Origin of the sequence: Paraburkholderia bengalensis (genome assembly GCF_037126505.1) — a bacterium.
Lineage (GTDB): Bacteria > Pseudomonadota > Gammaproteobacteria > Burkholderiales > Burkholderiaceae > Paraburkholderia > Paraburkholderia bengalensis.
On sequence record NZ_JACFYJ010000065.1, the window covers coordinates 1 to 21,620 of the forward strand.

Sequence of the window (21,620 nt, forward strand, 5' to 3'; positions counted from 1 at the left end):
CAGGAAGGCGCCCCTGGGGGGAACCCCCCTACCCCCCCGTGACCTGCGACGATGGCATGCACAGCAAACGCTCACGGCACGCGTGCCTCGAGGGGCACACGATGCCCAGCAACCGAGGACACATGCACGCATACGCGTGCTGACCTGCGACGATGCGAATGCCGGCCTCAGCTCACAGCTAACTCACACGCATACTGTGCCCATACGCTGACCAGCGCATACACACCAGCGCACACGGCACACCACACCAGCACGTGACCAGCTCACACACGTGTGCAAGGGCATACCGATGCGATAGTGAGCAGCCTATGGACCTGCGACGACGGTGCTTATTTCGCTTATTTCGGTGGGCGACTGGACAGCCACCCGGCGACGACAGCGACAGCGTGACGACAGCCCGACAGCCCGCGATTGTGCAGCTCACAGCACCCATACCGGGCACATAACGAGCAGCCTATGCACGCGGCTACCGGCCGCTAGTGGGTTGCGTCTGGCCTGCCACACGTGCCCTACGTGCCCTTTACAGCCACCCGGACAGCGGCGTAACCGCACGTCACACACCAATTTGCAATTCGGGCTTGACAGCTACCCGGCCGTGGTGTTTACTTGTGTCATCGCAGCAAGCACGACGCGATAGGCGGATCGGAAACGATCGCGCCGGATCCGGTGAAAATCCGGTGTGATTCTCCGCTTGACAGCCACCGACTAGTCCGGTAGAGTGAGAATCACGCAAGACCGGGAAGGGCCGCAGCCCGACCCAACATTCGCGAATGGCTTCGACAGCATTCGCGGGTGAGGCGGAAGTCCGATGCCGATAAAGTGCGGACACTGCGGATAACTGAATGTAGACCTGTGGCGAGGATCCGATAGATTCTGTTGACCCACGGGGAGAACAAAAGACTACCGGGTAGCTCTGGCGCGATGGAATGATCGCTGAGCTATGGTCTGGCGGATACCTGAGCTTTGGTATCGCGGCATCACGACTACCAGGTTCGATTCCTGGCTACCCACTACCTGAGCTTTGATTCTTGACTTGACAGCTACCGGAAGGGGTGAGCTATGTCCGTCTTCACCGAGCACCGCGAGGTTCGCGTCACGGCACGCGAGTCCATCAAGACACCGTTCGTCGCACCTGAGCTGTCGCCGGTTCGCACCGTCGACGCTGAGCTGGAGAAGGGCACCAAGGGGTGGACTGACTTCAGCAACAAGCCGGAAGTGGTCAACGTCCCGACCTCCGAGATCGCTGCAGAGCGTGAGGCTGCCCTGGTCGAAGACATCACGATCACTGGCGACACCGTCATCCGCAAGGCACCGCGTAAGAACGCTCCGAAGGTTCGCCACCCCCGGCCGACGAAACGTCGCTGGGCCTGAGACTTGACAGCCACCGAGAAAGGATTCACTATGTCCTCCGAGCGCAAGGTGTACATCGACGGCAAGATCTACGTCTGCCGAGGCACCAACATCATTCGCGTCCGCTGACTTGACAGCCACCGAAGGGTTTTAGACATGGCATCGCTGAAGCGATCGAACGACCGCAAAGTCACCAACTACGTCCACGTCACCAAAGGCGGCAACGCCACCGTAGGCATCGCGAACAGCATCGGTCTGCCCAGTGGGCAAGGGTTCTCCTGCCCGGACGCGACCGCGTTCTGTGCCAAGGTGTGCTACGCGGGCAAGCTGGAGAAGGTCCGCAAAGCCGTGAGCAGTGTGCTGCTGCACAACTGGGAGCTGTTGCGTGACGCTGACTTGACAGACACCGTGACCCTGCTGTCCGAGATGATGGCAGACTTCGTCAAGGATTGCGACAAGAAGAAGGCTCCGAAGCTGTTCCGTATCCACTGGGATGGCGACTTCTTCAGCCCGACCTACGTCGCAGCGTGGGCGCGTGTCATCCGAGACTTCAGCGACGTGCAGTTCTGGGCCTACACCAGGGTTCAGACCGCAGCGGTCTACCTGCACGCACAGAAGCTGTCGAACCTGTCGCTGTACTTCAGCGCGGATCCCGACAACGTAGACGTGGCCCGGTTCCTGGAAGGCAAGGGCATCAACATCGCCTACGTCGACACGACGTTCGCCGAAGGCAAGGCACAGTTCCCGACGGCCGTGCGCTGCCCGGAGCTGAACAACCGAGACTTCGACCTGATCAACGCCAAGGGATCGGCCTGCGCTAGGTGCGGTCTGTGCATCAACGGACGCAAGAGCGTTCTGTTCTCCACCACCAAGAAGTGAGGTAGCTGTGAGCTTCCACCTGTGGATGGCCAACCTGGACGCCTACATGCAAGAGACGTTCGGGGTCGGCCGACGAGACATCGCGGACTGGACCTACCACGACGCGTACGACGACGGGCTGACCTTCCGTGAGGCTGCCCACCAAGCCATCGCCAACGAGCTGGGGAGCTGATCATGGCCAACAACTACCGCTACGTCGAAGCTGTGCGTGACGCCGAAGGGTTCATCATCGACGGCGATTACGCCGCGTGGGACTGCTCATGGTGCGGCCATGAGGTGCAGAGGTACCGAGGCCAGAGCGACGTGGACTGTCGCAACTGCGGTGCCTGCTACAACGCCAGCGGCCAGAGGCTTCGCGACGACTGGCGCGGCAACCCGTCCGCGTGGGACGACGAGGTCGGTGACCTCGAAGGCTTCGAACTCCAGCACTCCGACTACTGAGAGGTACCTGACCTGTGTTCACCTTGACTGCCACCCGTGACCGCGACGGCAAGAATACGAAGGTATCGGCGAGCCATCGCCAGATCCTCATCGACCACCTCGAAGCTGCCGCTTCGCGCAACGGCCTGGTCATCGACCAGCTCGGCGATGGAGGTCACATCTACCTTCGCGGCGAAGCCGTTGGTACGTGGGAGGTTTCGGCCTCATGAACGTCGAGATCATGGTTGCCATGCGCCGCGCTCGGCGGCTGGGCATGAACCCCTGGAAGACACCGCCTGCCAAGCCGAAGGGATCGAAGTGATCAACGTCGAAGACGAAGCGATGGAGCGCGAAGGCGAGGACCGCGAGATCCTCGCGGCCATCGAAGTCTTGAGTCGGACCCGACGCTTCAGCGTCAAAGACAACTACCTGGATGACTGGATCGCATGAACCCCAAGCCAATTCGCGTCTTCGTCTACAAGAACCTGCACTTCACGCACCGTGAGGGCAAGCCGTGGTACTCCGTCCAAGCCTTGGAAGGCGACTTCAAGGGTCGAGTCATCCACCGCAGCGGCCACGTTCTGCTGGCCCACGCGAAAGGTGTGGTGAGGCCGGCCGGCCGTGAGCGTGTGCGCCGTGAAGGCAAGAAGAACGTCCACGCTGGCCTGGTCGGCGAGCTGATCACCCTGCTGCTCGCGTACCGGAGCCCGCTGTGCCGAGACACGAAGCCGATGTATCGGCCTGTCGCCGAGGAGATTCTGAAGGCCGACCAGGTTGACGTGCTCGCACGTGGCTTCCGGCATGACGACAACATGATGCACGGGAGAGGAGAGTTCTTGGTAGCCAGGCTGAGGCCACACAGTTTCGTTGAGTCCCCGATGTGCCCATCGCTGGATGAGATCCGAGAGGTCGTGGGCTCGACGGTGGAGACTGCGTTGACCGGCAACGGCGAAATGGCCGCGCCGTGACGCAGATCAAGCTTCCGCTGCGCTCGGTGAGCCAGATCAACCAGTACACGAAGTGCCCGATGGCGTACAAGCTCGCTCGGATCGACAAGGTGTGGCAGCGGCCAGCGGCCTGGCTGCCGCAGGGGACCGCGTTCCACGCTGTCGCCGAGGCGGTCGAGGTATGGGAGTCCTACGGCATGCCGCTTACGCTTGACGAGGCCAAGGACATGTTCCGCTGGCACTACGCCAACGACGTTGGAGCCTTCACCGAGGAGACCCCGAACTTCGAGTGGTGGACGTGGTCAGGTCCGTACAACGGCCAGCGAGACATCGAGCGCCGGTACACCGTCGGCCTGGAGCAGGTCGAGAAGTTCTTCGCGTGGCGGGGGACTCCCGGCCAGGAGATCTGGGTGACCCCGGACGGTACGCCAGCGATCGAGCTGTACTTCGAAATCGAACTCGACGGGATCCTGGTTCGCGGATACATCGACGCCGTCGTCGTGGTCGACGGGGAGCTTCGAGTCCGGGACTACAAGACCGGGAACCAACCGGGAGACGACTTCCAGCTCGGCGTGTACGCGCTCGCGGTCGCGATGACTTACGGTGTCGAGGCTCCGAAGACCGGCGACTACTTCATGGTGGGGAAGAAGGGCAAGGCACCGAAGCCGACCAAGCCCTACGACCTGACGAAGTGGACGCGTGAAGCCATCACCGAGGAGTTCCACAGGGTCGAGGAAGGCATCGCAGCCTCGATGTTCGACCCGTTGCCGGAACCGGACAAATGCAAATTCTGTGATGTGTCCTACAGTTGCCCCGTTTTTAAGTGATCGCAACTTGACAGCCACCCGCAGACTCCTTCCCCATTAAGGCAGGCATGAAGGAATACCGGAAGACGCTCGATCTCAGCACCGGGACGAGCTACACCTACGTGGAGCTGGGTCCGATCCCAGACATGCCGAAGTGGCACCAGTCGGCCCAGCCCTCGCGCTGGCCGTTCCCGACGCCAGAAGCGGCGTTCCGGTTCGCTCGCGCTCACAGCGAGGAGCGGCCCGACCGGGAAGTCATCATCGCCTACCCAGATGGTCGGCGGTGGAACGGCAAGGAGTGGGTCGCGTGAACATCGTCATCGAACTTGACAGCCACCAAGAGGAGAAGGCATGAAGAAGGATTGGGATCCCAACGACCCGAAGCTGAAGTCGCCGTACGCGCCGCATGAGACGGCGGCGGTCCTGCGGATGCACCGCGTCGGATTCAAGGGTGCTCACACCATGAAGCTGCTGAAGCTTCGAGGCACCCAACTGATGAACCAGATCCAGCGAGCGATGGACGCGGAGCAGGCGGCGCACCGAGCTGGCCGGCCGATCCATGACGCGGGGGTGGTCAAGCAGTGATCCGAGACAAGATCCTGGCGATCCTGATGGGGCTCCCGACGAAGATCGACGGGGATGACCTCTTCATCGCGGTCGACCAGATCGAAGAGTTCATCTGGCAGACCTACGGTCGGCCCGACGTGAGGGAGCCAGCGTGAGCAACGTCTGGTTCACCTCCGACCTACACATCGGCCACGCCAAGGTAGCGGAGGACCGAGACTGGGCTGGCCCGGACCACGACCTCCACCTCGCGGAGCTGTGGGACGAACAGGTCGGCAAGGAAGATGTGGTCTGGATCCTGGGGGACATCAGCTCAGGCGGCACCCGAGCGCAGCTCGATGCTCTGGGCTGGCTGCTGAACCGGCCAGGCCGCAAGCGGCTGATCCTGGGCAACCATGATCGGCCTCACCCGATGTACCGGGACGCTCCCCGGCTGTCCCGGCTGTACTGGAACGTGCTCGATTACATGTCGACGGCCGCGAGGCTTCGCGTCCCCCTCGACGGAGGCGGTCACACCAACGTGCTGCTGAGCCACTTCCCGTACGTCGGCGACCACACCGCCGAGCAACGCTTCACGCAGTGGCGGCTGCGGGATGAAGGATTGATCCTACTGCACGGCCACACGCACTCCCGGATCATTCGGTCGACCATGACCAACCCACGGCAGATCCACGTCGGGCTGGACGCCTGGCACGACCTGGTGCCGATGGACGAGGTCCGCGAGATGGTCAACGACATCGAGGAGGGTCTGTGAGCTTCAACAACGTCATCCCCGGTTGGATGCTCCGGGAGATGCTCGAACGAGAAAAGGAGGAGGACGCTGTACACACCGAGGCAGAGCCTGTACATCCGAGGGAACGCGGGTGACCCACTCCCAACGGTGTGGAACGCACTTGATCAGAAGGGGACTCGTCTACGACGAGGTCAGTTGGTCCTTGTATGCGCCGGTCCTGGCACTGGTAAATCGGCTTTTGTCCTGGCTTACGCGCTGAAGTCGAAGGTACCGACGCTGTACTTCTCGGCGGACTCCGACGCGTTCACCCAGATCTCGCGGTCAGTCTCCATCCTGAGCGGATGTCGCTCGAGCGATCGACGCGGGCAGTCCGGGAACAGAGCATCGAGGAGTCGATTGCCAACGACCTCGATGAGATCCCGATCCGGTTCAACTACAAGGCATCTCCGTCGTTGGACGAGATCGAGAACGCCCTCGCAGCGTACGACGCGCTCTACGAGGACTTCCCTGCGCTGATCGTCGTGGACAACATCACCAACGTCCGCACCGAGTCGGGGGACGGGGATGACCCGTTCAGCGGCCTGGAGTCGCTGATGGACTATCTGCACGAAATGGCCAGGGAGACTGGCTCTTGCGTGATCGGGCTCCACCACGTCACCGGCCCGTACAACGACGGCGACAAAGCGATCCCGCTAGGAGGGATCAAGGGTCAGATCGGGCGTGTGCCCGAGATGGTCCTCACGCTCCATCGCGAGTCGGACGGCTTCGGCCCGGACTCGCTCAACGTCTCCACGGTCAAGAACCGGGGTGGCAAGTCTGATCCGTCGGGGAATGACTACGCCGCCTTGGAGTTCATCGGAGACACCATGCAGATCAACGACTTCGATCACTGACTTGACAGCCACCAACCAGAAAGTAGCGCACATGAAGAAAGCCATCGCCACCGCAGCCATCGCCCTCGCCGCCGGTCTGGGCTTGGTCGGGTGTACCTCCGACGCCGACGTGGCCTCAGAGAACCTGGGCAAGGCCGCTGACAACTTCGAGATCCCGCGCCGGATCGTGTTCTTCAACGGGATCACCGATAAGTACCTGCTGGAGATCCAGGGTCGGTGCTCCATCGAGCCCGACACCGGAGCCCAGAAGCTGGACGTGACCTGCAAGCAGAACGGCCAGTTCAAGAAGCACTTCCTGGGCCTGTCGGACAACGTCACGTACTTCGTGGAGCAGATCGAAGGCGCGAACGTCTCCGACGACTTCTACCAGGTCAACTTCAAGCCGCAGCCCATCCTCCCGGACATCGAGCTTCGTTGACCAAGGGGGTTGGGGGCGCAGGGCGTCACCGTACGTGACCTAGGCTCTCGCGTCTGCTCGGTAAGGCGAGCGCACGGGAACCGCCCTGGCTTAAACGACAAACGGTCATGTGCCCCAACCCTTTTCATCCATCCCTTGACAGCCACCGAAAGGAACACCCAGATGACCACTCCGAACGCCATGCCCCGCAAGGCCAACCCGCTGCACCAGCAGGTGCTGGGCGCGCTGATCAAGACGCGTCCGACCGTCTGGACGCACAAGGCGATCGACCCGGAGAGCCCGGATCCGAAGAAGCCTCGGGTGATCGAGACCAAGGTCCACGGCCGCGAGGTCACCGGCCTGGCCCGCAACGTCTCGGAGGAGAACGTCGACCGACTGGCCAAGAGGTGGATCAAGTGAAGTACGGAGTCCGCTACCCGCGCAGCGGAGTTCACGAATGCCCGTTCGGGATTCTGCAGGCCCAGCAGATCGAGTACCTGGCGATCATCAACGGCGTCTACGGCGCGAAGTTGGTCGAGTCCGAGGACGGGCTGCATTGGAGGGAGATCTGATGCGTCGGGTACTGATCACCGGCTCGCGAGTCTGGAAGGACCGCACCACGGTGTGGGACGCCCTGGCTGACGAGCTGCACCGGTCCCCGTATGGCCTGGTGGTGGTTCACGGCGGCGCTCGCGGCGCTGACGACATCGCTGACCGCTGGGCTTGGGGGATGCGCCAGGAAGGCTTCAACGTCACCCCGGAGCTGCACCGTGCGGACTGGGAGTGGCACGGCAAGAAGGCTGGCGTCCTCCGCAACATCGAGATGGTGAGGGCTGGGGCTGATGTCTGCCTGGCGTTCCCTCTCGGTAGGTCAGTCGGCACGCGCCACTGCATGCGTGAGGCCCAGAAGGCTGGCATTCCTGTCATCAACTTCGGAGACAAGCCATGAAGCACGAAACCATCGTCCTCGCTGACGGTTTCCGCGTCGGGGTCTCAACGGTAGGCACCGGCGCCCCGCTGGTGTTCCTGCACGGGCTCTCGGTGAGCGCCAAGGCGTACGAGGAGATGCTGACCCGGCTCGCCGAGCACGGGTTCCGAGTCATCGCACTCGACGCGGCCAACCACGGCCGCAGCGGCTCACTGCCGACCGGCCACACGGTCGAGGACATGACCCGCGTGACCCTCAAGACGTTGGACGAACTTGACATCCACCGAGCGATCTTCGCGGGCCACTCGATGGGGGGGCGGCATGGTGGTCGAAATCGCGGCGCGTCACCCGCACAGAGTCGCGGCAGCGGTCCTGCTGGACGCGGCTGCTGGCCAGGAACACCACGACAACATCAAGGTGGGCCACTACGCCACGCTGGCGTTCCGAGCTGCCAAGAAGCTCGGGGAGGCCGTGACCGACATCGCCGGCGACGGCTACGAGGCCATGCACCTGCGAGATACCGGCGAGAAGCTGAGCTTCCTTGGAATGCTGCGGGATTCGGTGTCCGGGCTCAGGTTCGTTCGCGCTGCGTTCGCGCTGATGAAGGCCGACACGACACCGCTGCTGCACGCGATGTACCGCCACGGCGTACCGACCGCCGTGCTCCACGGGCTGCATGATCAGATCGTTCCGTACGAGGCCGGCCTGAGCACGGCCAAGATCACCAACGCCTCCTTCTACGGAGTCGACGGCTTCCACTCATGGATGCTGGCTGACCCGGAGCTGGCGGCTGATCTCATCGCGCTGGCTCTGCTGGATCTGTTCCCACGGCGATACATCACAGGTGCCGGATGAACCCGGTGCTGTTCGCGCTCGACGCACACATCATCGCGTGTGCGGTGCTGTCGTACTTCTGCCTGCTGATGGACAACCCGAAGGGGAGCGATGGGGAGAGCCGCGAAGAGGACTCCGGGGTACCGGGTGCAGAATCGTAAGCACAAACGGAAGCCGTGCAAAGACTGTGTGGCCCAAGGGTTGCCGCTCACACGGGACGCCAAGTATCCCGGCCCACGGTGCGCCACGCACCACCGGGAGTTCAAGGCTGCTCGCAGCTCAACGAGCTGGGAGACCCGGATCCTGGCCACCTACGGCATCACCGCTGAAGAGTACTGGGCCATCTATGAGTTCCAGGGTGGCCGCTGCTACATCTGCCAGCGGGCGAACGGAAAGAGGAAACGGCTATCGGTAGACCATGACCACAAGACGGGCATCGTTCGAGGGCTGCTCTGCACGATGTGCAACAAGTACATCCTCGGCTGGGCGCGGGATTGCATCGAGATGCTCCAGCGAGCGATCGACTACCTGCGTAAGCCCCCGGCCGTCCAGGTCATCGGGGAGCGCATAGCGCCGATCGAGGCCGACAAGCTGAGGAGTCAAACTTGACAGCCACCGGCATCGCGGAGGTCATCCAGCGGTACTACCCGGACTGGGATCCTCCACCGGATCACTACGAGTGGAACAAGTGCCTGTGCCCCTTTCACGGGGACGAAACACCCTCGGCCGCAGTCAGTTACGACCTCCAAGGGTTCAACTGCCTGGCCTGCGGAGTCCGAGGGGACGTGATCTCGATCATCCGACACGAAGAGGAGGTGAGTTTTGCAGAGGCTGTCCGAATCGCAGAGGGACTATCTGTGGGAGGCAACATCCCAGTACAGAGGAAGCCTGCACGGAAGCCCAGCCGCCGAGTATTTGGAGAGTCGCGGTCTTCAGGTTCATCAGGTTCTACCGTTCGGCCTGGGATTCGTGGGAGATCCACTCCCTGGTCATGAGATGTACCGAGGCTGCCTGGCGATCCCGTACATGCGGTGGTCGCCCTGGCGTAACTGGTCGGTTGCAGCGATCCGGTATCGCCGTCTGGACGACGGCAAGCCGAAGTACATGACCATGCCGGGGGATAAGCCCCGGCTGTACAACACGGTCGCACTGACCCGCTACTCGCGGGACATGGCGATCACCGAAGGTGAGATCGACGCGATTACCGCTGAGCTGTGCGGGATCCCGACGGTCGGCGTTCCAGGGGCTCAGATGTGGAAGCCGCACTTCCGCGAGCTGTTCCTCGGGTATCGCAACGTGAACATCCTGGCTGACGGCGACGAGCCCGGTATGGAGTTCGCGAAGTCGGTGGCCAAGACGCTGCCGAACGCACGAATCATCCCCATGCCAGAAGGCGAGGATGTCAACTCACTAGTCACATCGCAGGGCAAAGACGCTCTGCTGGAAAGGATCTGATGCGAACGATGTTCACACCGATCACGATCTACACCCAGCCGGGTTGCCGCCCGTGCCACCGGATCCAGCAGTTCCTGGACGACGCTGGGGTCGAGTACGACGTGGTCGACCTGACGCGCAACGCCGAGGCCAAGACGTACGTCCAGGACGTACTGAAGGCGTCCTCGGTTCCGGTCATCGTGACCGACCATTTCGAGCCGATCATCGGCTATCAACCCGACAAGGTCGATGAGTTGATCGACTACTACACCGCATCGGAGACCGGACTGTGAGTGAATCCATCCTCGAGGAAGCTCAGCGCCTCATCCACGGTGAGCGCAACAAGAACTACGGCCACCCGCGAGAGAACTTCAAGGACATCGCCCTGCTGTTCTCGGGCTACCTGGAGAAGGAGATCTCCGACATCGACGTGGCCAACCTGATGATCCTGATGAAGATCGCCAGGGTCAAAGGCACCGGCTACCACCGTGATTCGTTCACCGACATGGCCGGTTACGCCGGTTGCGTCGAGCGGATCTACGAGGAGCCTGTCGAGGGCGAACCTCGCCAGTGGGACACCTTGGCCGACGTACCGAAGGACGTGAAGACCGTGCGGAGCGCGGGCAACGCGTTCTGGTCGCGGTACCCCGACTACAACGAGCGCCTGTGGGGGCACCGCGACGGTTTCAAGCTCGACCACGCCAAGATCTCCGAGGGTCCGTTCGTGGAGGTACTGGGTGAGTAAGCGCATCGTCGTCATCTCCGACACGCAGATCCCGTTCGATGACCGCAAGCAGCTCAAGGCTGTGGTCGGGTTCATCGGCGACACCCAGCCCGACGAGGTCGTCCACATCGGCGACCTGATGGACTACCCGAGCCCGTCTCGGTGGACCAAGGGTTCGTCGGAGGAGTTCGCCCAGCGGATCAAGCCCGATTCGGAGCAGGCCAAGACGAGGTTCCTGGCCCCGCTGCGGGCCGTGTACGACGGCCCTGTCGGCGTCCACGAAGGCAACCACGACCGCCGGCCGTTCGACTATCTGCACAAGTTCGCACCAGCTCTGGTCGAGTACGCCGACCAGTTCAAGTTCGAGAACCTCTTGGACTTCGACGGTTTCGGCGTGACGGTGCTGCCTGAGTTCTACAAGGTGGCTCCGGGCTGGATCTCGACGCACGGCCACCGTGGCGGCGTCCGGGTGACGCAGAAGTCGGCTGACACCGCGTACAACGCGATGCAGCGGTTCGGCACGTCGGTGATCATCGGTCACACCCACCGGCAAGGCATCAAGCCCCACACCTGGGGCTACGGAGGCCACCAGAAGGTGCTGTGGTCGATGGAGGTCGGCAACCTGATGAACATGAAACTGGCCCAGTACCTCAAGGGTGCAACGGCCAACTGGCAGAGCGGGTTTGGTCTGTTGACGGTTGACGGCAACCACGTCAAGCCCGAGCTGGTTCCGATCGTCGGAGGCCGATTCTCGGTCGACGGCCACGTCTGGGAGGTCTGAAACTTGACAGCCACCAAGCTGCCGTACCTGCACAAGAACGCACGGTCGCGGCGGATCAGCTCCAGCGAGGTCCGTGAGGTCTTCGCCGAGGAGATCACCCGCAACCTCGACCGTCGTCTGGACAGGGAGGAGTACCTACGGAAGGTGATGCCTTGACAGGCGACATCAACAAGCTCTTCATGCGGGCCACCCGCAAAGCGATGATCGGCTGGGAGACCAACCTGACAGCGGACGAGATCGTCCAGGAGCTGTGGGTCTGGTACCTCGAAAGTCCGTACATCCAGAAGAAGCTCGGCGAGCTGCGGCCCGGTGAGGCCGTGATCTACGTCCGCAAGCAGGTCCACAACATCCTGTCGGGCTCGGCCAAGGCCAGGGATCTCTTCCAGGAGCGCAGCCACTACTCGTCGGACAACGTCAAGGACGCGCTGCGGGGTGAGTCGACCAATCGGTACCTGGTCGACATCCTGCCGCTGGCGATGAAGGAACTGGGCTCCAAGAACGAGCGCCACGCAGAGGCGATCAGGGTTCGGTACGACGACGGCGTCGTCCCGGAGAGGGGTTCGGCTGCCGAGGCGATGCTGAAGCGAGCCGTGAAGTCGCTCACCGAGCACGTCAACATCATCGCGATCACCGCTGGTGTTGAGCGAGATGACAACGGCAAGGTCATCGTCAAGGACGGCCCTGGCAGCAAGCACGCCATCTTCCCTGACATCCGAAAGGTGCAGGGGGAGGGCCACTCTGACCCGACGGCGAACATCGCGATCATGCTGGTCGAGCACCCCGAGCTGCGCGACGAGTACCTCTACGAGCCGCCGATCCCGGAGTTCCTGGGAGGGAGGTGCTATGCAAAATCTGCTTGATCCCACGTTCAACGGGATGCCTGGCTCGGAGATGTACCGAGCCGAGGTGTTCCCGGAGCTGTTCCCACACCAGAAGCCGATGCTCCTGGAGAACTGGTCGCAGGACGACCTGGAGCAGTACGTCGGCGGCGTGTTCACCCCTGGCTACGGCCAGCGGAGGCCGACGTGAAGAAGGGCACCAAGGTCATCGTCCAGCGCGACGAGACCAAGTACCCCGCCAGAGGCACATGGCGCTGGTTCCGGGGCAAGAAGGGCGTCGTTGTCACCGGCCTGATCGGTGGCGATGAGTACGGTGTCTCGTTCTCCAAGGGCGATTCGGCTGACGCCTATTTCAAGGCATACGAACTGACTGAGAGGAAGTAGTGACAGAGGGTGAAATCCCTTGGGGGCCAACAGGAGAGCTTGTCTACAATCGGACGTACTCCAGGGTTAAGCCTGACGGAACGCGAGAAACTTGGCCGGAAACTGTGGAGCGAGTGGTTTCTGGGAACCTCGCGCTTGTTGATAGTCGGTATCAGCTCCCAGGAGAGCGAGAAGATCTGCTCCGACTCATGCGGGAGTTCAAGATCCTGCCCGCTGGTCGACATCTGTGGGCGTCGGGCGTCAAGAACGCCCAGCACCTGTTCAACTGCTGGGTGAGCGGGTGGACCGAGAAGCCCTCGGACCACTTCGAATTCACGTTCATGCGCCTCATGGAGGGCGGTGGCGTCGGGGCGAACTACTCGAACCGATTCCTCGCTGACTACCCGCACGTGAAGCAGGAGCTGGAAGTCCACATCGTCTGCGACGAGGACCACGACGACTACGCTGACCTGGCCGAGGCGGGTCAGTTGTCGAGCCGCTACGACTCTGACTGGGTCGATGCGTTCGTGATCGAGGACTCCCGCGAGGGCTGGGCAGCCGCCTTGGTCGACCTGATCGACACCCACTACCGGGATGATGTCGCCCACAAGGAGCGCGTCTACGACGTGTCCCGCGTCCGGGCGGCGGGTCGCAAGCTGAAGACGTTCGGCGGCACGGCCTCTGGGCCGGTGCCTCTGGCGAAGATGCTGACCGAGGTCTCCGAGATCCTGAGCCGGTGTGCCCGCGAAGGCGAGCAGTACAGGTTCGAGGACGGCGGTGCGCTGACCGGTCTCGATGCGATGGAGATCGACCACGCCATCGCGCAGTGTGTGGTGGCAGGCGGTGTTCGCCGGTCGGCTCGCATGGCGATGATGCACTGGGCGGACTGGCAGGTCGAGACGTTCACCAACATCAAGCAGGACAGCGGATCTCACTGGACCACGAACATCTCCGTCGAGGTGGACGATGCGTTCTGGAGCCTGGCCAAGGCTCCTGTCGACCCGCTCAACCCGCGCTCCACGAAGGCACACCGGGTGCTGAAGGCTCTCTCCGAGGGAGCCGTACGCAACGGCGAGCCGGGGATGTGGGACAGCAGCCTGTCCAACGTCGGTGAGCCCAACGAGGTCGTCTGCACCAACCCGTGTGGAGAGATCACGCTGGAGCCGTGGGAGCCCTGCAACCTAGGGCACATCAACCTCGCGGCGTTCGTTACCGACGCCGGGAAGACCGACTACATCGACCTGATCCGAGCCCACCGTCTGATGACGCGGTTCCTGATCCGGGCGACGTTCTCAGCGGTCGCTGATCCGAAGAGCCGAGAGGTTCTGGATCGCAACCGGCGCATCGGTGTTGGGCACCTCGGAGTGGCCTCCTATTTGGCCCTGACAGGCCGAAGGTATTCGCAGGCACCCGGAGACAAGCGGTTCACCGCTTTCTTGCGGGAGATGGCCGCTGAGGTCGACAGAGCGGCCGAGGAGTTCAGCCATGAGTTGCGGATCCCGGTGCCGGTCAAGAAGCGCACGGTGGCCCCGACAGGGACCATCGCGAAGATGCCTGGAGTCAGTGAGGGTATCCACCCGATCTTCTCCCGGTACTTCATCCGGCGCATCCGGTTCTCGGTGCTGGACAACGACCAGTTCCTCACCGCGTCCCAGTACGCGGCTGACGGGTACCACGTCGAGAAGGACCAGTACGACAAGTCAGGCAACACCTGGGTGGTCGAGATCCCGACGAAGGACACCTTGGTCGAGGCCGTGGCCGCACGGTTCGGCCGAGACGCCGAGGACATCGTGGAGTCAGCCAACGAGCTGACGCTGCACCAGCTCCTGGCGTTCCAGGCGCTCTACCAGACGTGCTGGGCCGACAACGCTGTGAGCTTCACGGCCAACGTCGACCCGGACGCCTACGAGGGCGTGGATGTCGCCGCCGATCTGCAGAGGTTCTCTGGGCTGATCAAGGGCTCCACGATCTTCCCGGAGGAGAGCTTCCCGCAGGCTCCCTACGAGCGAATCACCAAGCAGCAGTACGAGGCTGCTGCGATCAAAGCCGTCGCTGACGGTGTCGATGAAGAGTGCGCCAACGGCGCATGCCCCATTAAGTGAGAGGAAACCAATTGTCCTACGAAGACCCGTTCGCCAGCGCGCCGGTCGACACCGCTCCTGCTGAAGAAGCGCAGCAGCAGACGCCGACTGAGTCGCCCTGGGATCCCCCTGCCCAGCAGACCCAGACCGTGGAGGTGCGGCCTGCGCCGGCCGACGCGTTGTCGATCACGTTCAAGGGTGACGGCAGCTACTCCGCGCCGTGGCTGGTGCCGAAGTACGCCAGCGTCACGGAGGCTCTGGTCGACCTGGGCGTTGATCCCGACGAGGTTGCCAAGCTGGGCCAGGGCCAGAAGTGGTTCGCCCTGATGGACCGGGTGACCAAGATGGCCGATCACTTCGCCAACCTGGGTGGCGGCAGCAAGCCGAACTCCGGTGGCGGCGGTAGCGGCGGCGGTGGCCAGCAGCGCCAGTCTCGGGCTCCGCAGCAGGCGCAGGAAGCCCCTGGCGGCGAAGAGCGGTTCTGCAAGCACGGCAAGATGGAGTTCAAGTCCGGTGTCTCCAAGGCGGGGAACACCTACGCGCTGTTCTCCTGCACCGCTCCTCGCAACGAGCAGTGCCCCGCGCAGTACCCCAGCAAGAAAAACGGCTGATCCACGCTTGACAGCCACCGGGGGCCAGCAACGACGACTGGCCCCCTCACAACTCTGAGCGGAGAGTATGAAAGTCCAACTGATCGCATCCACGATCCTCGAAGACCCGAGCTGGGCAGGCACCGACTACGTCGGTGATGACGAAACCGTCACGTCGGCAGACGAACTCGCGGAGTTCGCTGGCCGGAACTGCTACCTCAGCTTCGACCGACCGAACCCCAAGACGCGGGAGAACGTCGACTACCTCAACCACATCCTCGACGTGGGCCATGAGTCGGTGCTGGAGCATTCCAGCGCGACGTTCTACATCGAGGCCAGCCGGTCGGTCCTGACCGAACTGGAGCGTCACAGGCACCTGAGCTTCTCGGTGGTGTCGCAGCGGTACGTCGATCCCACGGAGCTGGGAATCCATGTGCCCCCGGCGTTTACGGAGCTGTCGGGCTCCGACGCCGACAAGGCCAAGGAAGTCCTGCTGGACGTTCAGTCGTTCGCCCAGGAGGCGTACGAGTACCTCGTCCACATCTTCAGCGATGCCGGATTCCCCCGGAAGAAGGCGCGTGAAGCGGCTCGGGCCGTTCTGCCGAACATGACCAACTCGCCGATGGTCGTCACGGGCAACCACCGGGCGTGGCGGTACGTCATCAAGAACCGCTGGCATGAGGCCGCGGATGCCGAAATCCGGGAACTGGCAGGGGAATTGCTTCGGCAGCTCCGGGAGATCGCTCCCAACACCTACCAGGACATCCCCACCGAACCCTACAGCTACGGAGGCTGAGCATGTCGCAACGAGCAACCATCGTCAACCTCGCCAACGGCCGCTACCAAGGTGCTCAACGGCGAGCCGATCCTCGACACCCAAGAGGGTGTCCTGATCATCGCGTTCGAAGACGGCACGTCCCGAACCATCAACTGGGACTTCGTCCTCGACTTCTACTACATGACCGCCGAGGAGACCGAGCGGTTCCGTCGAGAGGGAGGCCGCTGATGCGGAAGAAGCACCTGAGAGAAGCGAACACCAAGCTCGCCCGAGACCTCGGGGTCGCCAAGGTTGAACTGGCGCAGGAGATCCAGAAGAACGAAGACCTGACCGCCGCGAACGGTCGGTTGGTCACTGCGGTCAACCGCCAGGTGGCTGTGAACCAGAACCTGCGGTCGGAGAACGCCGATCTGCGGAGTCAGCTCGACACCGCGAGGCGGACCTTCGGTGAAGCGTTCGTCAAAGGCAGCTTGGCTCCGGTCGGCCCGAACCGGCCGAACCGCCAGAAGCTCACCGAGCGTGAGGTCCGGGACATCCGGGAGGCGTACCGGGGTGGCATGAAGCAGAAGGATCTCGCCGACAACTACGGCGTGAACCCCGCCACCATCTCGCGCACCGTCCGGGGGATCTACCACTGATGGCCGATCGGATCCAGGTAGTGATCGCGCTGCCGCGTGATGAGGCGCTACCGATCGATGTGCAGGCTGTTGGCCTGCGGCGCATGGCGATTGACCTGATGAAGGAGGTCGCCGATGTCGAAGAGAACACCGTCCGGTACACGGGCGGCACCGACAACGCCACGATCAACTTCGGTGGCGAGATCGGACTCCTGACGACCTGGCAGCACAACCTGCTGGCTGCCCGGTTCGTCGCTGACGGCACGGCCAAGAAGGAGGTCGTCGGCCCAATCGTCCACAGGGACACAGTCACTCGCGTTCATTCGTCGGCCTCGGTCGAACGGAACCCGTACTAGGAGAAGCATGATCGAGCTGCGGCATGAGGTCCAAGGAGACCTCGTCACCATCAACGTCGTTGAACACCCAGAGGATCTGGACGGCTTCCGCGACTTCATCCGGGCTCATCAGAACTGCCTCGCCGTCGACACCGAAACCACCGGGCTGGACATCTACAGCGCCGACTTCCGTTGCCGCCTAGTCCAGTTCGGTACTCAGACCGAATCCTGGGTGCTGCCCATCGAGGATCTGGAGATGCTGGGGCGGGAGGAGGTGCATGAGGCGCTCGACGTGCTGAACAAGATCGTGATGCAGAACGCCTCGTACGACCTCCAGGTGCTCGACCGGTGCTTCGGGATCAAGATGGAGTCGCTCTGGCCTAAGATCCTGGATACGCAGATCCTGGCGAAGCTGGTGGACCCCCGGCCTTTCGGGGCCGGTGGGTTCGGCCACTCGCTGGAGGAGCTGATCGCGGAGTTCATCTCGAAGGAGCAGGCTGAGAACGTCAAGGGGCTCATGGCCAAGCTGGCCAAGGAGCACAAGACGACCAAGGCCAAGATCTGGTCGACCATCGACCTGTACCACCCGGAGTACCTGACGTACGCGGGGATGGACACGGTCTTCACGGCCCGGATCTGCAGTGCGCTGGCACCGCTGGTGCCCGACGTGAGCCGGCCGTTGGTGCCGTACGAGCACAAGATCTCCGAGATCTGCAGCTACATCGACCGGCGCGGGTTCCTGCTCGACGTGGAGTACTCGCAGCAGCTTGCCGACAAGTGGCTGGGGGAGCAGCAGGTCTGGGAGGCCGTGCTCCTCAACGAGTACGGGATCGAGAAGGTCAACGCGACCGAGGATGTCGCGGAGGCGTTCGAGGAGCTGGGACACAAGTTCACCGCGTTCACCGACTCCGGTAAGCGGAAGGTGGACAAGGGGTTCTACGCGGACATGATCGCTGCGGGAGGCGAGAAAGCTCACCTGGCCGAGATGGTCCAGGAGGCCAAGAAGCTCGGGAAGTGGCGCACGTCGTGGGTCCAGACGTTCCTGGACACTCGGGACTCCGAGGACCGGTGCCACACGTTCGTCAACCCGCTGCAGGCGCGGACCTCGCGCATGTCGATCACTGGCATCCCGGCGCAGACGCTGCCCGCGTCCGACTGGACGGTGCGTCGGTGCTTCCTCGCTGACCCCGGTCACGTCATGGCCTCGATCGACTACCAGGCGCAGGAGCTTCGCGTCCTGGCCGCGCTCTCGGGCGACCGGACGATGATCCAGGCGTTCAAGGACGGTGCGGACCTCCACTGATGACAGCTCGCGCTGCCTTCGGGGACCACATCACCAAGGACGACCCGGAGCGGAAGTATGCCAAGACGGTGAACTTCGGCCGGGTCTACGGCGGTGGGGCCAACACGGTGGCCGAGCAGACTGGGATCTCGATCGAGACCGCGAAGCAGGTCGTGGACGGGTTCGACAAGGCGTATCCCGGAGTGACGCGGTACAGCCGCAAGCTCGCCAACGAGGCGAAGCGCAACGGGTACATCATCAACCCGATGGGCCGGCGGCTGCCGGTGGACCGCTCTCGGACGTACTCGGCGCTGAACTACCAGATCCAGTCCACGTCTCGGGATGTGACCTGCAAGGCGCTGATTCGCCTCCACGAAGCCGGATTCACCCCGTACCTACGTCTGCCCATCCACGACGAGATCGTCGCGTCTCTGCCCGCTGAGAAGGCCAACTGGGGCGCTCGCGAGATCGCTCGACTGATGGCCGAGGAGATGGGTCCGGTGCTGATCGGCACCGACCCCGAAGTTGGAAAGCGTTCGTGGGGCTCGCTCTACGGCGCTGATTACTGAGGAGGGCAACTTGACAGACACCAACTACCTGGAAGAAGCCAAGAGGGTGGCTCGTCGCCGTCGGATGACCTTCGACGCGGACTTCGAGCTGAAGGTGGCGCAGTTGAACGCGCTCATCGCAATCGCAGAACTACTGAAGGAGAAGAACTGATGGCACAAGCCAACGTAGTGCTGCCCGCACCGAACGGGAAGCTCACCGAGGAGCTGATGGGTCTGGCGATCCACAAGCTCAGCCAGCTAGGCACGATCGAGGGAGACGAGATCGGCGTCTACACCGCCGATGTCCCCGAAGGTCGGCCTCCCGGCTTCTACTTCGAGTTCCGGGCCAACATCATCCCGTACCTGGGTCGGCGCTGATGGCCGACGACGTAAAGGTCAACTGGGAGTTCGAGTTTCGTGTTCGGACTCCCGACGGCAAGGTGCTGACCCACAAGTCGTTCTCTGCGTTCGAGCACATGGCTCCGGTCTGGTTCGGGGGCCACGTCAACCAGGTCGTGGACCAGGTGTTCGAGGCCCTCACCAAGGAGGGGTACATCAACGATGCACCATTTTCCTGATGTCGTGGTGACAGACCGGGCCGTCTTCTTCGACGGCCAGGAGCTGCCCTGGTACATCGCCGAGGAGGGCATCACCTTCCAGGTGAGCAACACCGGAATCCACACGCTGACAGTCGATTTCCTTGTCGAGGATGTGGCGTTCAAGAGCCAGTGGGAGATCAACCACGACGGCGAGTGGGCGTGGCTGAAGCGGACGGTTGCCCTGGAGATGCGCGTGCAGCAGCGAGCGTTCGACCGAATCATGAAGGAGTTCGATGTACGAGGCTGAGGACCACGAGTTCTTCGACGTGCTGTACCAGCAGTGGTCGCACACCACGGAGGCCAAATCCCGCTACTGGGTGGTCGAGTTCGACGGTGACGAGCACCTGCAGTGGCAGGTCTTCGCTGTCGACCAGACCGACGGCAGCAAGCTGTGGCTCGGCTCATTCCACCGGGAGCAGGACGCGGACTTCGTCGCGGGTCTCCACGGAGCCCTCCCGGACCTGATCCGTCGACTGCACGACGCTACCGACGAGGCCGTCCGCAAGGACGAGGCCAACGACATCGCACAAGGCCAGCTCGCCGAGGCGCTGCTGGAGAACCAAGGGCTCAAGGCCCAAATCCTCGAACTGGAACGACAACTCGACAAGGAGACCTCATGAAGACCATCGCAGTCCTGCTGCTCGTCGTCGCTTTCGCCCTGGGCCTCACGGCCTGTGACGGTGGCGGCTCCGCACCCGGTTACACCGGCCCGAACGGCGTGATCTTCGTGCCCGCCGGGGGCGGCGTCAACGTGCCGATCTTCTTCTGATGAGTCGACCGGACTGGGACGAGTACTTCCTCGGGATCGCCACGGCAGCGGCCCAGCGATCGGACTGTGAAAGGAGCAAGGTTGGTGCAGTCGTCGTCAAGGACCGACGAGTTCGCGGAACTGGCTACAACGGAGCGCCTGCGGGAGCTGCAGGATGCAGTACGTGCCCTCGCCGACTCTCTGGGGCGGTTCCTGGAGTCAGTGACTACAGCAGCGGAGCAACTCGATGCGTGGCTGTCCACGCTGAGGCAAACGCACTGCTCTACTGCGACCGCGAAGACCTCATCGGAGCGACCCTCTACGTCACCCGAGAGCCCTGCTACGCCTGCTCGAACCTGATCGCTGCATCCGGGATCGAGCGCGTCGTCTACCCCAAGGAGAGCTGAATGCCGCAGAGAGCATCCATCCAACAGACCGCCGACTTCCTCGGCGTGAGCACCAAGACGGTGCGCCGCTACATCGCCGACGGCCGGCTCAAGGCCGTGCGGCTCGGCCCCAGGCTGATCCGCGTCGAACGTGACTCCGTCGAGGCGCTGATGCGCCCCATCGGTAAGTGAGCTACCCGGTAGCACCCTCTGGGCTCTGGAGGGGCTGGCTTCGTGCTGGCCCTTCTGGAGCCCTTTTTTTGTGCCTCCTAAATACATAGTCTGTCTATGTACTTTATGCCCGGTCGGGCGCAGTCAAGCTGCTTCGGCAAAACCCCTGGTCAGAAGAGGCTCTGAGATCGATTCTGAGCCACTTTCCTGGGCCTCCCGGTAGAGGAGGACCGTCAGATGCGTCGATGCGAGGAGCCACAACGGCGGAATCGCCGCGATCACCATCGCGATGAGCCCGTGAGGCTGGGCGTGGGCCACGTTGCCCGCGACCGACATCAGCGACGAGAGGATCAGCAGCGCCCAGGCGTACCAACCGTGTCGGCTCAGGGCCACGGTCGCCATCGTCGCGACGAGGATGCCTCCGTCGATAACGAGCGGGACCATCCACGACTGAGCCACTCCGTTGGCCGCTGACAGCTCGCTCAGCGCGGTGAAACTGAGGCTGAAGGCCAGACCGCCGACGGCGACGGTTCCGGCCGTTGCGACCTTAAGTGCGACCTTGTCACGTGAGAGAATCTTCACTGCACCAGCTC

General features: G+C 62.9%; 47 protein-coding genes. 46 read left to right on the forward strand and 1 reads right to left on the reverse strand.

From position 1 onward, the window contains the following. Positions 1-1,059: 1,059 nt before the first annotated feature. From H3V53_RS29350 to H3V53_RS29565, 46 genes are all read left to right on the forward strand, one after another. Positions 1,060-1,371, forward strand: a complete 312-nt coding sequence (locus H3V53_RS29350; RefSeq protein WP_336600907.1) for a hypothetical protein — start codon at positions 1,060-1,062, stop codon at positions 1,369-1,371. Positions 1,372-1,506: 135 nt separating this feature from the next. Continuing rightward, the gene (locus H3V53_RS29355) at positions 1,507-2,229 is read left to right on the forward strand and encodes a GP88 family protein (protein WP_015979670.1); all 723 of its coding nucleotides are present in this window, start codon (positions 1,507-1,509) and stop codon (positions 2,227-2,229) included. Between the two features lie 7 nt (positions 2,230-2,236). After that, positions 2,237-2,401 carry a DUF5419 family protein gene (locus H3V53_RS29360; protein ID WP_015979669.1) on the forward strand — a complete coding sequence of 55 codons (165 nt, stop codon included), beginning with the start codon at positions 2,237-2,239 and terminating at the stop codon, positions 2,399-2,401. A 2-nt stretch (positions 2,402-2,403) separates the two neighbouring features. Next, a complete protein-coding gene (locus tag H3V53_RS29365) occupies positions 2,404-2,670 on the forward strand; it encodes a hypothetical protein (RefSeq protein ID WP_336600908.1) in 267 nt (88 codons plus the stop codon). 14 nt (positions 2,671-2,684) lie between these two features. After that, positions 2,685-2,879, forward strand: a complete 195-nt coding sequence (locus H3V53_RS29370; RefSeq protein WP_015979667.1) for a hypothetical protein — start codon at positions 2,685-2,687, stop codon at positions 2,877-2,879. An 88-nt stretch (positions 2,880-2,967) separates the two neighbouring features. Beyond that, the gene (locus H3V53_RS29375; protein ID WP_015979665.1) at positions 2,968-3,099 is read left to right on the forward strand and encodes a hypothetical protein; all 132 of its coding nucleotides are present in this window, start codon (positions 2,968-2,970) and stop codon (positions 3,097-3,099) included. Next, positions 3,096-3,617 (forward strand): hypothetical protein, encoded by a 522-nt coding sequence (locus tag H3V53_RS29380; RefSeq protein WP_336600909.1) that lies wholly within the window; start codon positions 3,096-3,098, stop codon positions 3,615-3,617. Before H3V53_RS29375 ends, H3V53_RS29380 begins: the two co-directional genes overlap by 4 nt. Then, positions 3,614-4,423 (forward strand): RecB family exonuclease, encoded by an 810-nt coding sequence (locus H3V53_RS29385; protein ID WP_015979663.1) that lies wholly within the window; start codon positions 3,614-3,616, stop codon positions 4,421-4,423. The genes H3V53_RS29380 and H3V53_RS29385 overlap by 4 nt, the downstream gene beginning before the upstream one ends. Before the next feature lie 47 nt (positions 4,424-4,470). After that, positions 4,471-4,713: a hypothetical protein gene (locus H3V53_RS29390; protein WP_015979662.1), complete on the forward strand. Its 243-nt coding sequence runs from the start codon at positions 4,471-4,473 to the stop codon at positions 4,711-4,713. Positions 4,714-4,753: 40 nt separating this feature from the next. Then, a complete protein-coding gene (locus H3V53_RS29395; protein WP_015979661.1) occupies positions 4,754-4,987 on the forward strand; it encodes a hypothetical protein in 234 nt (77 codons plus the stop codon). Further along, complete coding sequence (locus tag H3V53_RS29400; protein WP_154494649.1) at positions 4,984-5,124, forward strand: hypothetical protein; 141 nt, start codon at positions 4,984-4,986, stop codon at positions 5,122-5,124. Before H3V53_RS29395 ends, H3V53_RS29400 begins: the two co-directional genes overlap by 4 nt. Next, positions 5,121-5,720, forward strand: a complete 600-nt coding sequence (locus tag H3V53_RS29405) for a metallophosphoesterase (protein WP_015979659.1) — start codon at positions 5,121-5,123, stop codon at positions 5,718-5,720. Before H3V53_RS29400 ends, H3V53_RS29405 begins: the two co-directional genes overlap by 4 nt. 320 nt (positions 5,721-6,040) lie before the next feature. Further along, positions 6,041-6,592 carry an AAA family ATPase gene (locus tag H3V53_RS29410; protein ID WP_336600910.1) on the forward strand — a complete coding sequence of 184 codons (552 nt, stop codon included), beginning with the start codon at positions 6,041-6,043 and terminating at the stop codon, positions 6,590-6,592. Positions 6,593-6,623: 31 nt separating this feature from the next. Continuing rightward, the gene (locus tag H3V53_RS29415; RefSeq protein ID WP_336600911.1) at positions 6,624-7,010 is read left to right on the forward strand and encodes a beta-sandwich lipoprotein; all 387 of its coding nucleotides are present in this window, start codon (positions 6,624-6,626) and stop codon (positions 7,008-7,010) included. 162 nt (positions 7,011-7,172) lie between these two features. Beyond that, the gene (locus tag H3V53_RS29420) at positions 7,173-7,409 is read left to right on the forward strand and encodes a hypothetical protein (protein ID WP_015979657.1); all 237 of its coding nucleotides are present in this window, start codon (positions 7,173-7,175) and stop codon (positions 7,407-7,409) included. Beyond that, positions 7,406-7,561 carry a hypothetical protein gene (locus H3V53_RS29425; RefSeq protein WP_015979656.1) on the forward strand — a complete coding sequence of 52 codons (156 nt, stop codon included), beginning with the start codon at positions 7,406-7,408 and terminating at the stop codon, positions 7,559-7,561. Before H3V53_RS29420 ends, H3V53_RS29425 begins: the two co-directional genes overlap by 4 nt. Next, positions 7,561-7,938 (forward strand): DUF2493 domain-containing protein, encoded by a 378-nt coding sequence (locus tag H3V53_RS29430; protein WP_015979655.1) that lies wholly within the window; start codon positions 7,561-7,563, stop codon positions 7,936-7,938. The genes H3V53_RS29425 and H3V53_RS29430 overlap by 1 nt, the downstream gene beginning before the upstream one ends. Further along, positions 7,935-8,597 (forward strand): alpha/beta fold hydrolase, encoded by a 663-nt coding sequence (locus tag H3V53_RS43760; RefSeq protein WP_419539592.1) that lies wholly within the window; start codon positions 7,935-7,937, stop codon positions 8,595-8,597. Before H3V53_RS29430 ends, H3V53_RS43760 begins: the two co-directional genes overlap by 4 nt. Then, complete coding sequence (locus H3V53_RS43765; RefSeq protein ID WP_419539593.1) at positions 8,578-8,772, forward strand: hypothetical protein; 195 nt, start codon at positions 8,578-8,580, stop codon at positions 8,770-8,772. Before H3V53_RS43760 ends, H3V53_RS43765 begins: the two co-directional genes overlap by 20 nt. Then, positions 8,769-8,912 (forward strand): hypothetical protein, encoded by a 144-nt coding sequence (locus H3V53_RS29440; protein ID WP_015979653.1) that lies wholly within the window; start codon positions 8,769-8,771, stop codon positions 8,910-8,912. The genes H3V53_RS43765 and H3V53_RS29440 overlap by 4 nt, the downstream gene beginning before the upstream one ends. A gap of 28 nt (positions 8,913-8,940) precedes the next feature. After that, entirely contained in the window at positions 8,941-9,360 is a 420-nt protein-coding gene (locus H3V53_RS29445; RefSeq protein ID WP_336600913.1) for an endonuclease VII domain-containing protein, read from the forward strand. Then, positions 9,357-9,746 (forward strand): CHC2 zinc finger domain-containing protein, encoded by a 390-nt coding sequence (locus tag H3V53_RS43770; protein WP_015979651.1) that lies wholly within the window; start codon positions 9,357-9,359, stop codon positions 9,744-9,746. The genes H3V53_RS29445 and H3V53_RS43770 overlap by 4 nt, the downstream gene beginning before the upstream one ends. 31 nt (positions 9,747-9,777) lie before the next feature. Then, the gene (locus H3V53_RS29450) at positions 9,778-10,206 is read left to right on the forward strand and encodes a toprim domain-containing protein (protein ID WP_336600914.1); all 429 of its coding nucleotides are present in this window, start codon (positions 9,778-9,780) and stop codon (positions 10,204-10,206) included. A gap of 8 nt (positions 10,207-10,214) precedes the next feature. After that, positions 10,215-10,478, forward strand: a complete 264-nt coding sequence (locus tag H3V53_RS29455) for a glutaredoxin domain-containing protein (RefSeq protein WP_229774544.1) — start codon at positions 10,215-10,217, stop codon at positions 10,476-10,478. Next, on the forward strand, positions 10,475-10,930 hold the full coding sequence (locus H3V53_RS29460; protein WP_015979648.1) for a DUF6378 domain-containing protein: 456 nt from the start codon (positions 10,475-10,477) through the stop codon (positions 10,928-10,930). The genes H3V53_RS29455 and H3V53_RS29460 overlap by 4 nt, the downstream gene beginning before the upstream one ends. Beyond that, entirely contained in the window at positions 10,923-11,690 is a 768-nt protein-coding gene (locus H3V53_RS29465) for a metallophosphoesterase family protein (RefSeq protein WP_015979647.1), read from the forward strand. The genes H3V53_RS29460 and H3V53_RS29465 overlap by 8 nt, the downstream gene beginning before the upstream one ends. A gap of 3 nt (positions 11,691-11,693) precedes the next feature. Beyond that, positions 11,694-11,846, forward strand: a complete 153-nt coding sequence (locus H3V53_RS29470; RefSeq protein ID WP_015979646.1) for a hypothetical protein — start codon at positions 11,694-11,696, stop codon at positions 11,844-11,846. Further along, on the forward strand, positions 11,843-12,550 hold the full coding sequence (locus tag H3V53_RS29475) for a hypothetical protein (protein ID WP_336600915.1): 708 nt from the start codon (positions 11,843-11,845) through the stop codon (positions 12,548-12,550). Before H3V53_RS29470 ends, H3V53_RS29475 begins: the two co-directional genes overlap by 4 nt. Next, a complete protein-coding gene (locus tag H3V53_RS29480; protein ID WP_015979644.1) occupies positions 12,534-12,719 on the forward strand; it encodes a hypothetical protein in 186 nt (61 codons plus the stop codon). Before H3V53_RS29475 ends, H3V53_RS29480 begins: the two co-directional genes overlap by 17 nt. Then, a complete protein-coding gene (locus H3V53_RS29485; protein WP_015979643.1) occupies positions 12,716-12,913 on the forward strand; it encodes a hypothetical protein in 198 nt (65 codons plus the stop codon). Before H3V53_RS29480 ends, H3V53_RS29485 begins: the two co-directional genes overlap by 4 nt. After that, positions 12,913-14,994, forward strand: a complete 2,082-nt coding sequence (gene nrdJ, locus H3V53_RS29490) for a ribonucleoside-triphosphate reductase, adenosylcobalamin-dependent (RefSeq protein WP_015979642.1) — start codon at positions 12,913-12,915, stop codon at positions 14,992-14,994. Before H3V53_RS29485 ends, nrdJ begins: the two co-directional genes overlap by 1 nt. An 11-nt stretch (positions 14,995-15,005) precedes the next feature. Next, a complete protein-coding gene (locus tag H3V53_RS29495) occupies positions 15,006-15,584 on the forward strand; it encodes a hypothetical protein (protein WP_336600916.1) in 579 nt (192 codons plus the stop codon). A 67-nt stretch (positions 15,585-15,651) separates the two neighbouring features. Continuing rightward, entirely contained in the window at positions 15,652-16,359 is a 708-nt protein-coding gene (gene thyX / locus H3V53_RS29500) for an FAD-dependent thymidylate synthase (protein WP_015979640.1), read from the forward strand. Positions 16,360-16,410: 51 nt separating this feature from the next. After that, the gene (locus tag H3V53_RS29505; RefSeq protein WP_229774536.1) at positions 16,411-16,569 is read left to right on the forward strand and encodes a hypothetical protein; all 159 of its coding nucleotides are present in this window, start codon (positions 16,411-16,413) and stop codon (positions 16,567-16,569) included. Then, on the forward strand, positions 16,569-16,979 hold the full coding sequence (locus H3V53_RS29510) for a helix-turn-helix domain-containing protein (protein ID WP_015979639.1): 411 nt from the start codon (positions 16,569-16,571) through the stop codon (positions 16,977-16,979). The genes H3V53_RS29505 and H3V53_RS29510 overlap by 1 nt, the downstream gene beginning before the upstream one ends. Beyond that, positions 16,979-17,314, forward strand: a complete 336-nt coding sequence (locus tag H3V53_RS29515) for a protein GP44 (protein ID WP_015979638.1) — start codon at positions 16,979-16,981, stop codon at positions 17,312-17,314. Before H3V53_RS29510 ends, H3V53_RS29515 begins: the two co-directional genes overlap by 1 nt. 7 nt (positions 17,315-17,321) lie before the next feature. After that, positions 17,322-18,596 (forward strand): DNA polymerase, encoded by a 1,275-nt coding sequence (locus H3V53_RS29520; RefSeq protein WP_336600917.1) that lies wholly within the window; start codon positions 17,322-17,324, stop codon positions 18,594-18,596. Further along, positions 18,596-19,144, forward strand: coding sequence for a DNA polymerase (locus H3V53_RS29525; RefSeq protein WP_336600918.1), 549 nt, complete (start codon positions 18,596-18,598; stop codon positions 19,142-19,144). The genes H3V53_RS29520 and H3V53_RS29525 overlap by 1 nt, the downstream gene beginning before the upstream one ends. A 10-nt stretch (positions 19,145-19,154) precedes the next feature. Next, on the forward strand, positions 19,155-19,295 hold the full coding sequence (locus H3V53_RS29530; RefSeq protein WP_015979636.1) for a hypothetical protein: 141 nt from the start codon (positions 19,155-19,157) through the stop codon (positions 19,293-19,295). Beyond that, complete coding sequence (locus tag H3V53_RS29535; RefSeq protein WP_015979635.1) at positions 19,295-19,501, forward strand: hypothetical protein; 207 nt, start codon at positions 19,295-19,297, stop codon at positions 19,499-19,501. The genes H3V53_RS29530 and H3V53_RS29535 overlap by 1 nt, the downstream gene beginning before the upstream one ends. Next, positions 19,501-19,701 carry a hypothetical protein gene (locus H3V53_RS29540; protein WP_015979634.1) on the forward strand — a complete coding sequence of 67 codons (201 nt, stop codon included), beginning with the start codon at positions 19,501-19,503 and terminating at the stop codon, positions 19,699-19,701. The genes H3V53_RS29535 and H3V53_RS29540 overlap by 1 nt, the downstream gene beginning before the upstream one ends. Further along, positions 19,685-19,969 carry a hypothetical protein gene (locus tag H3V53_RS29545; protein WP_015979633.1) on the forward strand — a complete coding sequence of 95 codons (285 nt, stop codon included), beginning with the start codon at positions 19,685-19,687 and terminating at the stop codon, positions 19,967-19,969. The genes H3V53_RS29540 and H3V53_RS29545 overlap by 17 nt, the downstream gene beginning before the upstream one ends. Next, entirely contained in the window at positions 19,956-20,342 is a 387-nt protein-coding gene (locus H3V53_RS29550) for a hypothetical protein (protein WP_015979632.1), read from the forward strand. The genes H3V53_RS29545 and H3V53_RS29550 overlap by 14 nt, the downstream gene beginning before the upstream one ends. Then, positions 20,339-20,491 carry a hypothetical protein gene (locus H3V53_RS29555; protein ID WP_015979631.1) on the forward strand — a complete coding sequence of 51 codons (153 nt, stop codon included), beginning with the start codon at positions 20,339-20,341 and terminating at the stop codon, positions 20,489-20,491. Before H3V53_RS29550 ends, H3V53_RS29555 begins: the two co-directional genes overlap by 4 nt. After that, entirely contained in the window at positions 20,491-20,877 is a 387-nt protein-coding gene (locus tag H3V53_RS29560) for a deoxycytidylate deaminase (protein ID WP_015979630.1), read from the forward strand. Before H3V53_RS29555 ends, H3V53_RS29560 begins: the two co-directional genes overlap by 1 nt. Further along, the gene (locus tag H3V53_RS29565; protein ID WP_015979629.1) at positions 20,878-21,048 is read left to right on the forward strand and encodes a helix-turn-helix domain-containing protein; all 171 of its coding nucleotides are present in this window, start codon (positions 20,878-20,880) and stop codon (positions 21,046-21,048) included. 123 nt (positions 21,049-21,171) lie between these two features. Here H3V53_RS29565 and H3V53_RS29570 read toward each other — a convergent pair whose 3' ends face one another. Beyond that, on the reverse strand, positions 21,172-21,609 hold the full coding sequence (locus H3V53_RS29570; protein WP_015979627.1) for a DUF2637 domain-containing protein: 438 nt from the start codon (positions 21,607-21,609) through the stop codon (positions 21,172-21,174). Positions 21,610-21,620 lie beyond the last annotated feature (11 nt).

Excerpts from the sequence above, each read along its gene's own strand:
- H3V53_RS29350 (WP_336600907.1), top strand. The coding sequence starts at position 1,060 with ATGTCCGTCTTCACCGAGCACCGCGAGGTTCGCGTCACGGCACGCGAG.
- H3V53_RS29355 (WP_015979670.1), top strand. The coding sequence starts at position 1,507 with ATGGCATCGCTGAAGCGATCGAACGACCGCAAAGTCACCAACTACGTC.
- H3V53_RS29365 (WP_336600908.1), top strand. The coding sequence starts at position 2,404 with ATGGCCAACAACTACCGCTACGTCGAAGCTGTGCGTGACGCCGAAGGG.
- H3V53_RS29380 (WP_336600909.1), top strand. The coding sequence starts at position 3,096 with ATGAACCCCAAGCCAATTCGCGTCTTCGTCTACAAGAACCTGCACTTC.
- H3V53_RS29390 (WP_015979662.1), top strand. The coding sequence starts at position 4,471 with ATGAAGGAATACCGGAAGACGCTCGATCTCAGCACCGGGACGAGCTAC.
- H3V53_RS29395 (WP_015979661.1), top strand. The coding sequence starts at position 4,754 with ATGAAGAAGGATTGGGATCCCAACGACCCGAAGCTGAAGTCGCCGTAC.
- H3V53_RS29410 (WP_336600910.1), top strand. The coding sequence starts at position 6,041 with ATGTCGCTCGAGCGATCGACGCGGGCAGTCCGGGAACAGAGCATCGAG.
- H3V53_RS29415 (WP_336600911.1), top strand. The coding sequence starts at position 6,624 with ATGAAGAAAGCCATCGCCACCGCAGCCATCGCCCTCGCCGCCGGTCTG.
- H3V53_RS29420 (WP_015979657.1), top strand. The coding sequence starts at position 7,173 with ATGACCACTCCGAACGCCATGCCCCGCAAGGCCAACCCGCTGCACCAG.
- H3V53_RS29430 (WP_015979655.1), top strand. The coding sequence starts at position 7,561 with ATGCGTCGGGTACTGATCACCGGCTCGCGAGTCTGGAAGGACCGCACC.
- H3V53_RS43760 (WP_419539592.1), top strand. The coding sequence starts at position 7,935 with ATGAAGCACGAAACCATCGTCCTCGCTGACGGTTTCCGCGTCGGGGTC.
- H3V53_RS29440 (WP_015979653.1), top strand. The coding sequence starts at position 8,769 with ATGAACCCGGTGCTGTTCGCGCTCGACGCACACATCATCGCGTGTGCG.
- H3V53_RS29450 (WP_336600914.1), top strand. The coding sequence starts at position 9,778 with ATGCGGTGGTCGCCCTGGCGTAACTGGTCGGTTGCAGCGATCCGGTAT.
- H3V53_RS29455 (WP_229774544.1), top strand. The coding sequence starts at position 10,215 with ATGTTCACACCGATCACGATCTACACCCAGCCGGGTTGCCGCCCGTGC.
- H3V53_RS29480 (WP_015979644.1), top strand. The coding sequence starts at position 12,534 with ATGCAAAATCTGCTTGATCCCACGTTCAACGGGATGCCTGGCTCGGAG.
- thyX (WP_015979640.1), top strand. The coding sequence starts at position 15,652 with ATGAAAGTCCAACTGATCGCATCCACGATCCTCGAAGACCCGAGCTGG.
- H3V53_RS29510 (WP_015979639.1), top strand. The coding sequence starts at position 16,569 with ATGCGGAAGAAGCACCTGAGAGAAGCGAACACCAAGCTCGCCCGAGAC.
- H3V53_RS29515 (WP_015979638.1), top strand. The coding sequence starts at position 16,979 with ATGGCCGATCGGATCCAGGTAGTGATCGCGCTGCCGCGTGATGAGGCG.
- H3V53_RS29520 (WP_336600917.1), top strand. The coding sequence starts at position 17,322 with ATGATCGAGCTGCGGCATGAGGTCCAAGGAGACCTCGTCACCATCAAC.
- H3V53_RS29525 (WP_336600918.1), top strand. The coding sequence starts at position 18,596 with ATGACAGCTCGCGCTGCCTTCGGGGACCACATCACCAAGGACGACCCG.
- H3V53_RS29535 (WP_015979635.1), top strand. The coding sequence starts at position 19,295 with ATGGCACAAGCCAACGTAGTGCTGCCCGCACCGAACGGGAAGCTCACC.
- H3V53_RS29540 (WP_015979634.1), top strand. The coding sequence starts at position 19,501 with ATGGCCGACGACGTAAAGGTCAACTGGGAGTTCGAGTTTCGTGTTCGG.
- H3V53_RS29545 (WP_015979633.1), top strand. The coding sequence starts at position 19,685 with ATGCACCATTTTCCTGATGTCGTGGTGACAGACCGGGCCGTCTTCTTC.
- H3V53_RS29550 (WP_015979632.1), top strand. The coding sequence starts at position 19,956 with ATGTACGAGGCTGAGGACCACGAGTTCTTCGACGTGCTGTACCAGCAG.
- H3V53_RS29555 (WP_015979631.1), top strand. The coding sequence starts at position 20,339 with ATGAAGACCATCGCAGTCCTGCTGCTCGTCGTCGCTTTCGCCCTGGGC.
- H3V53_RS29560 (WP_015979630.1), top strand. The coding sequence starts at position 20,491 with ATGAGTCGACCGGACTGGGACGAGTACTTCCTCGGGATCGCCACGGCA.
- H3V53_RS29565 (WP_015979629.1), top strand. The coding sequence starts at position 20,878 with ATGCCGCAGAGAGCATCCATCCAACAGACCGCCGACTTCCTCGGCGTG.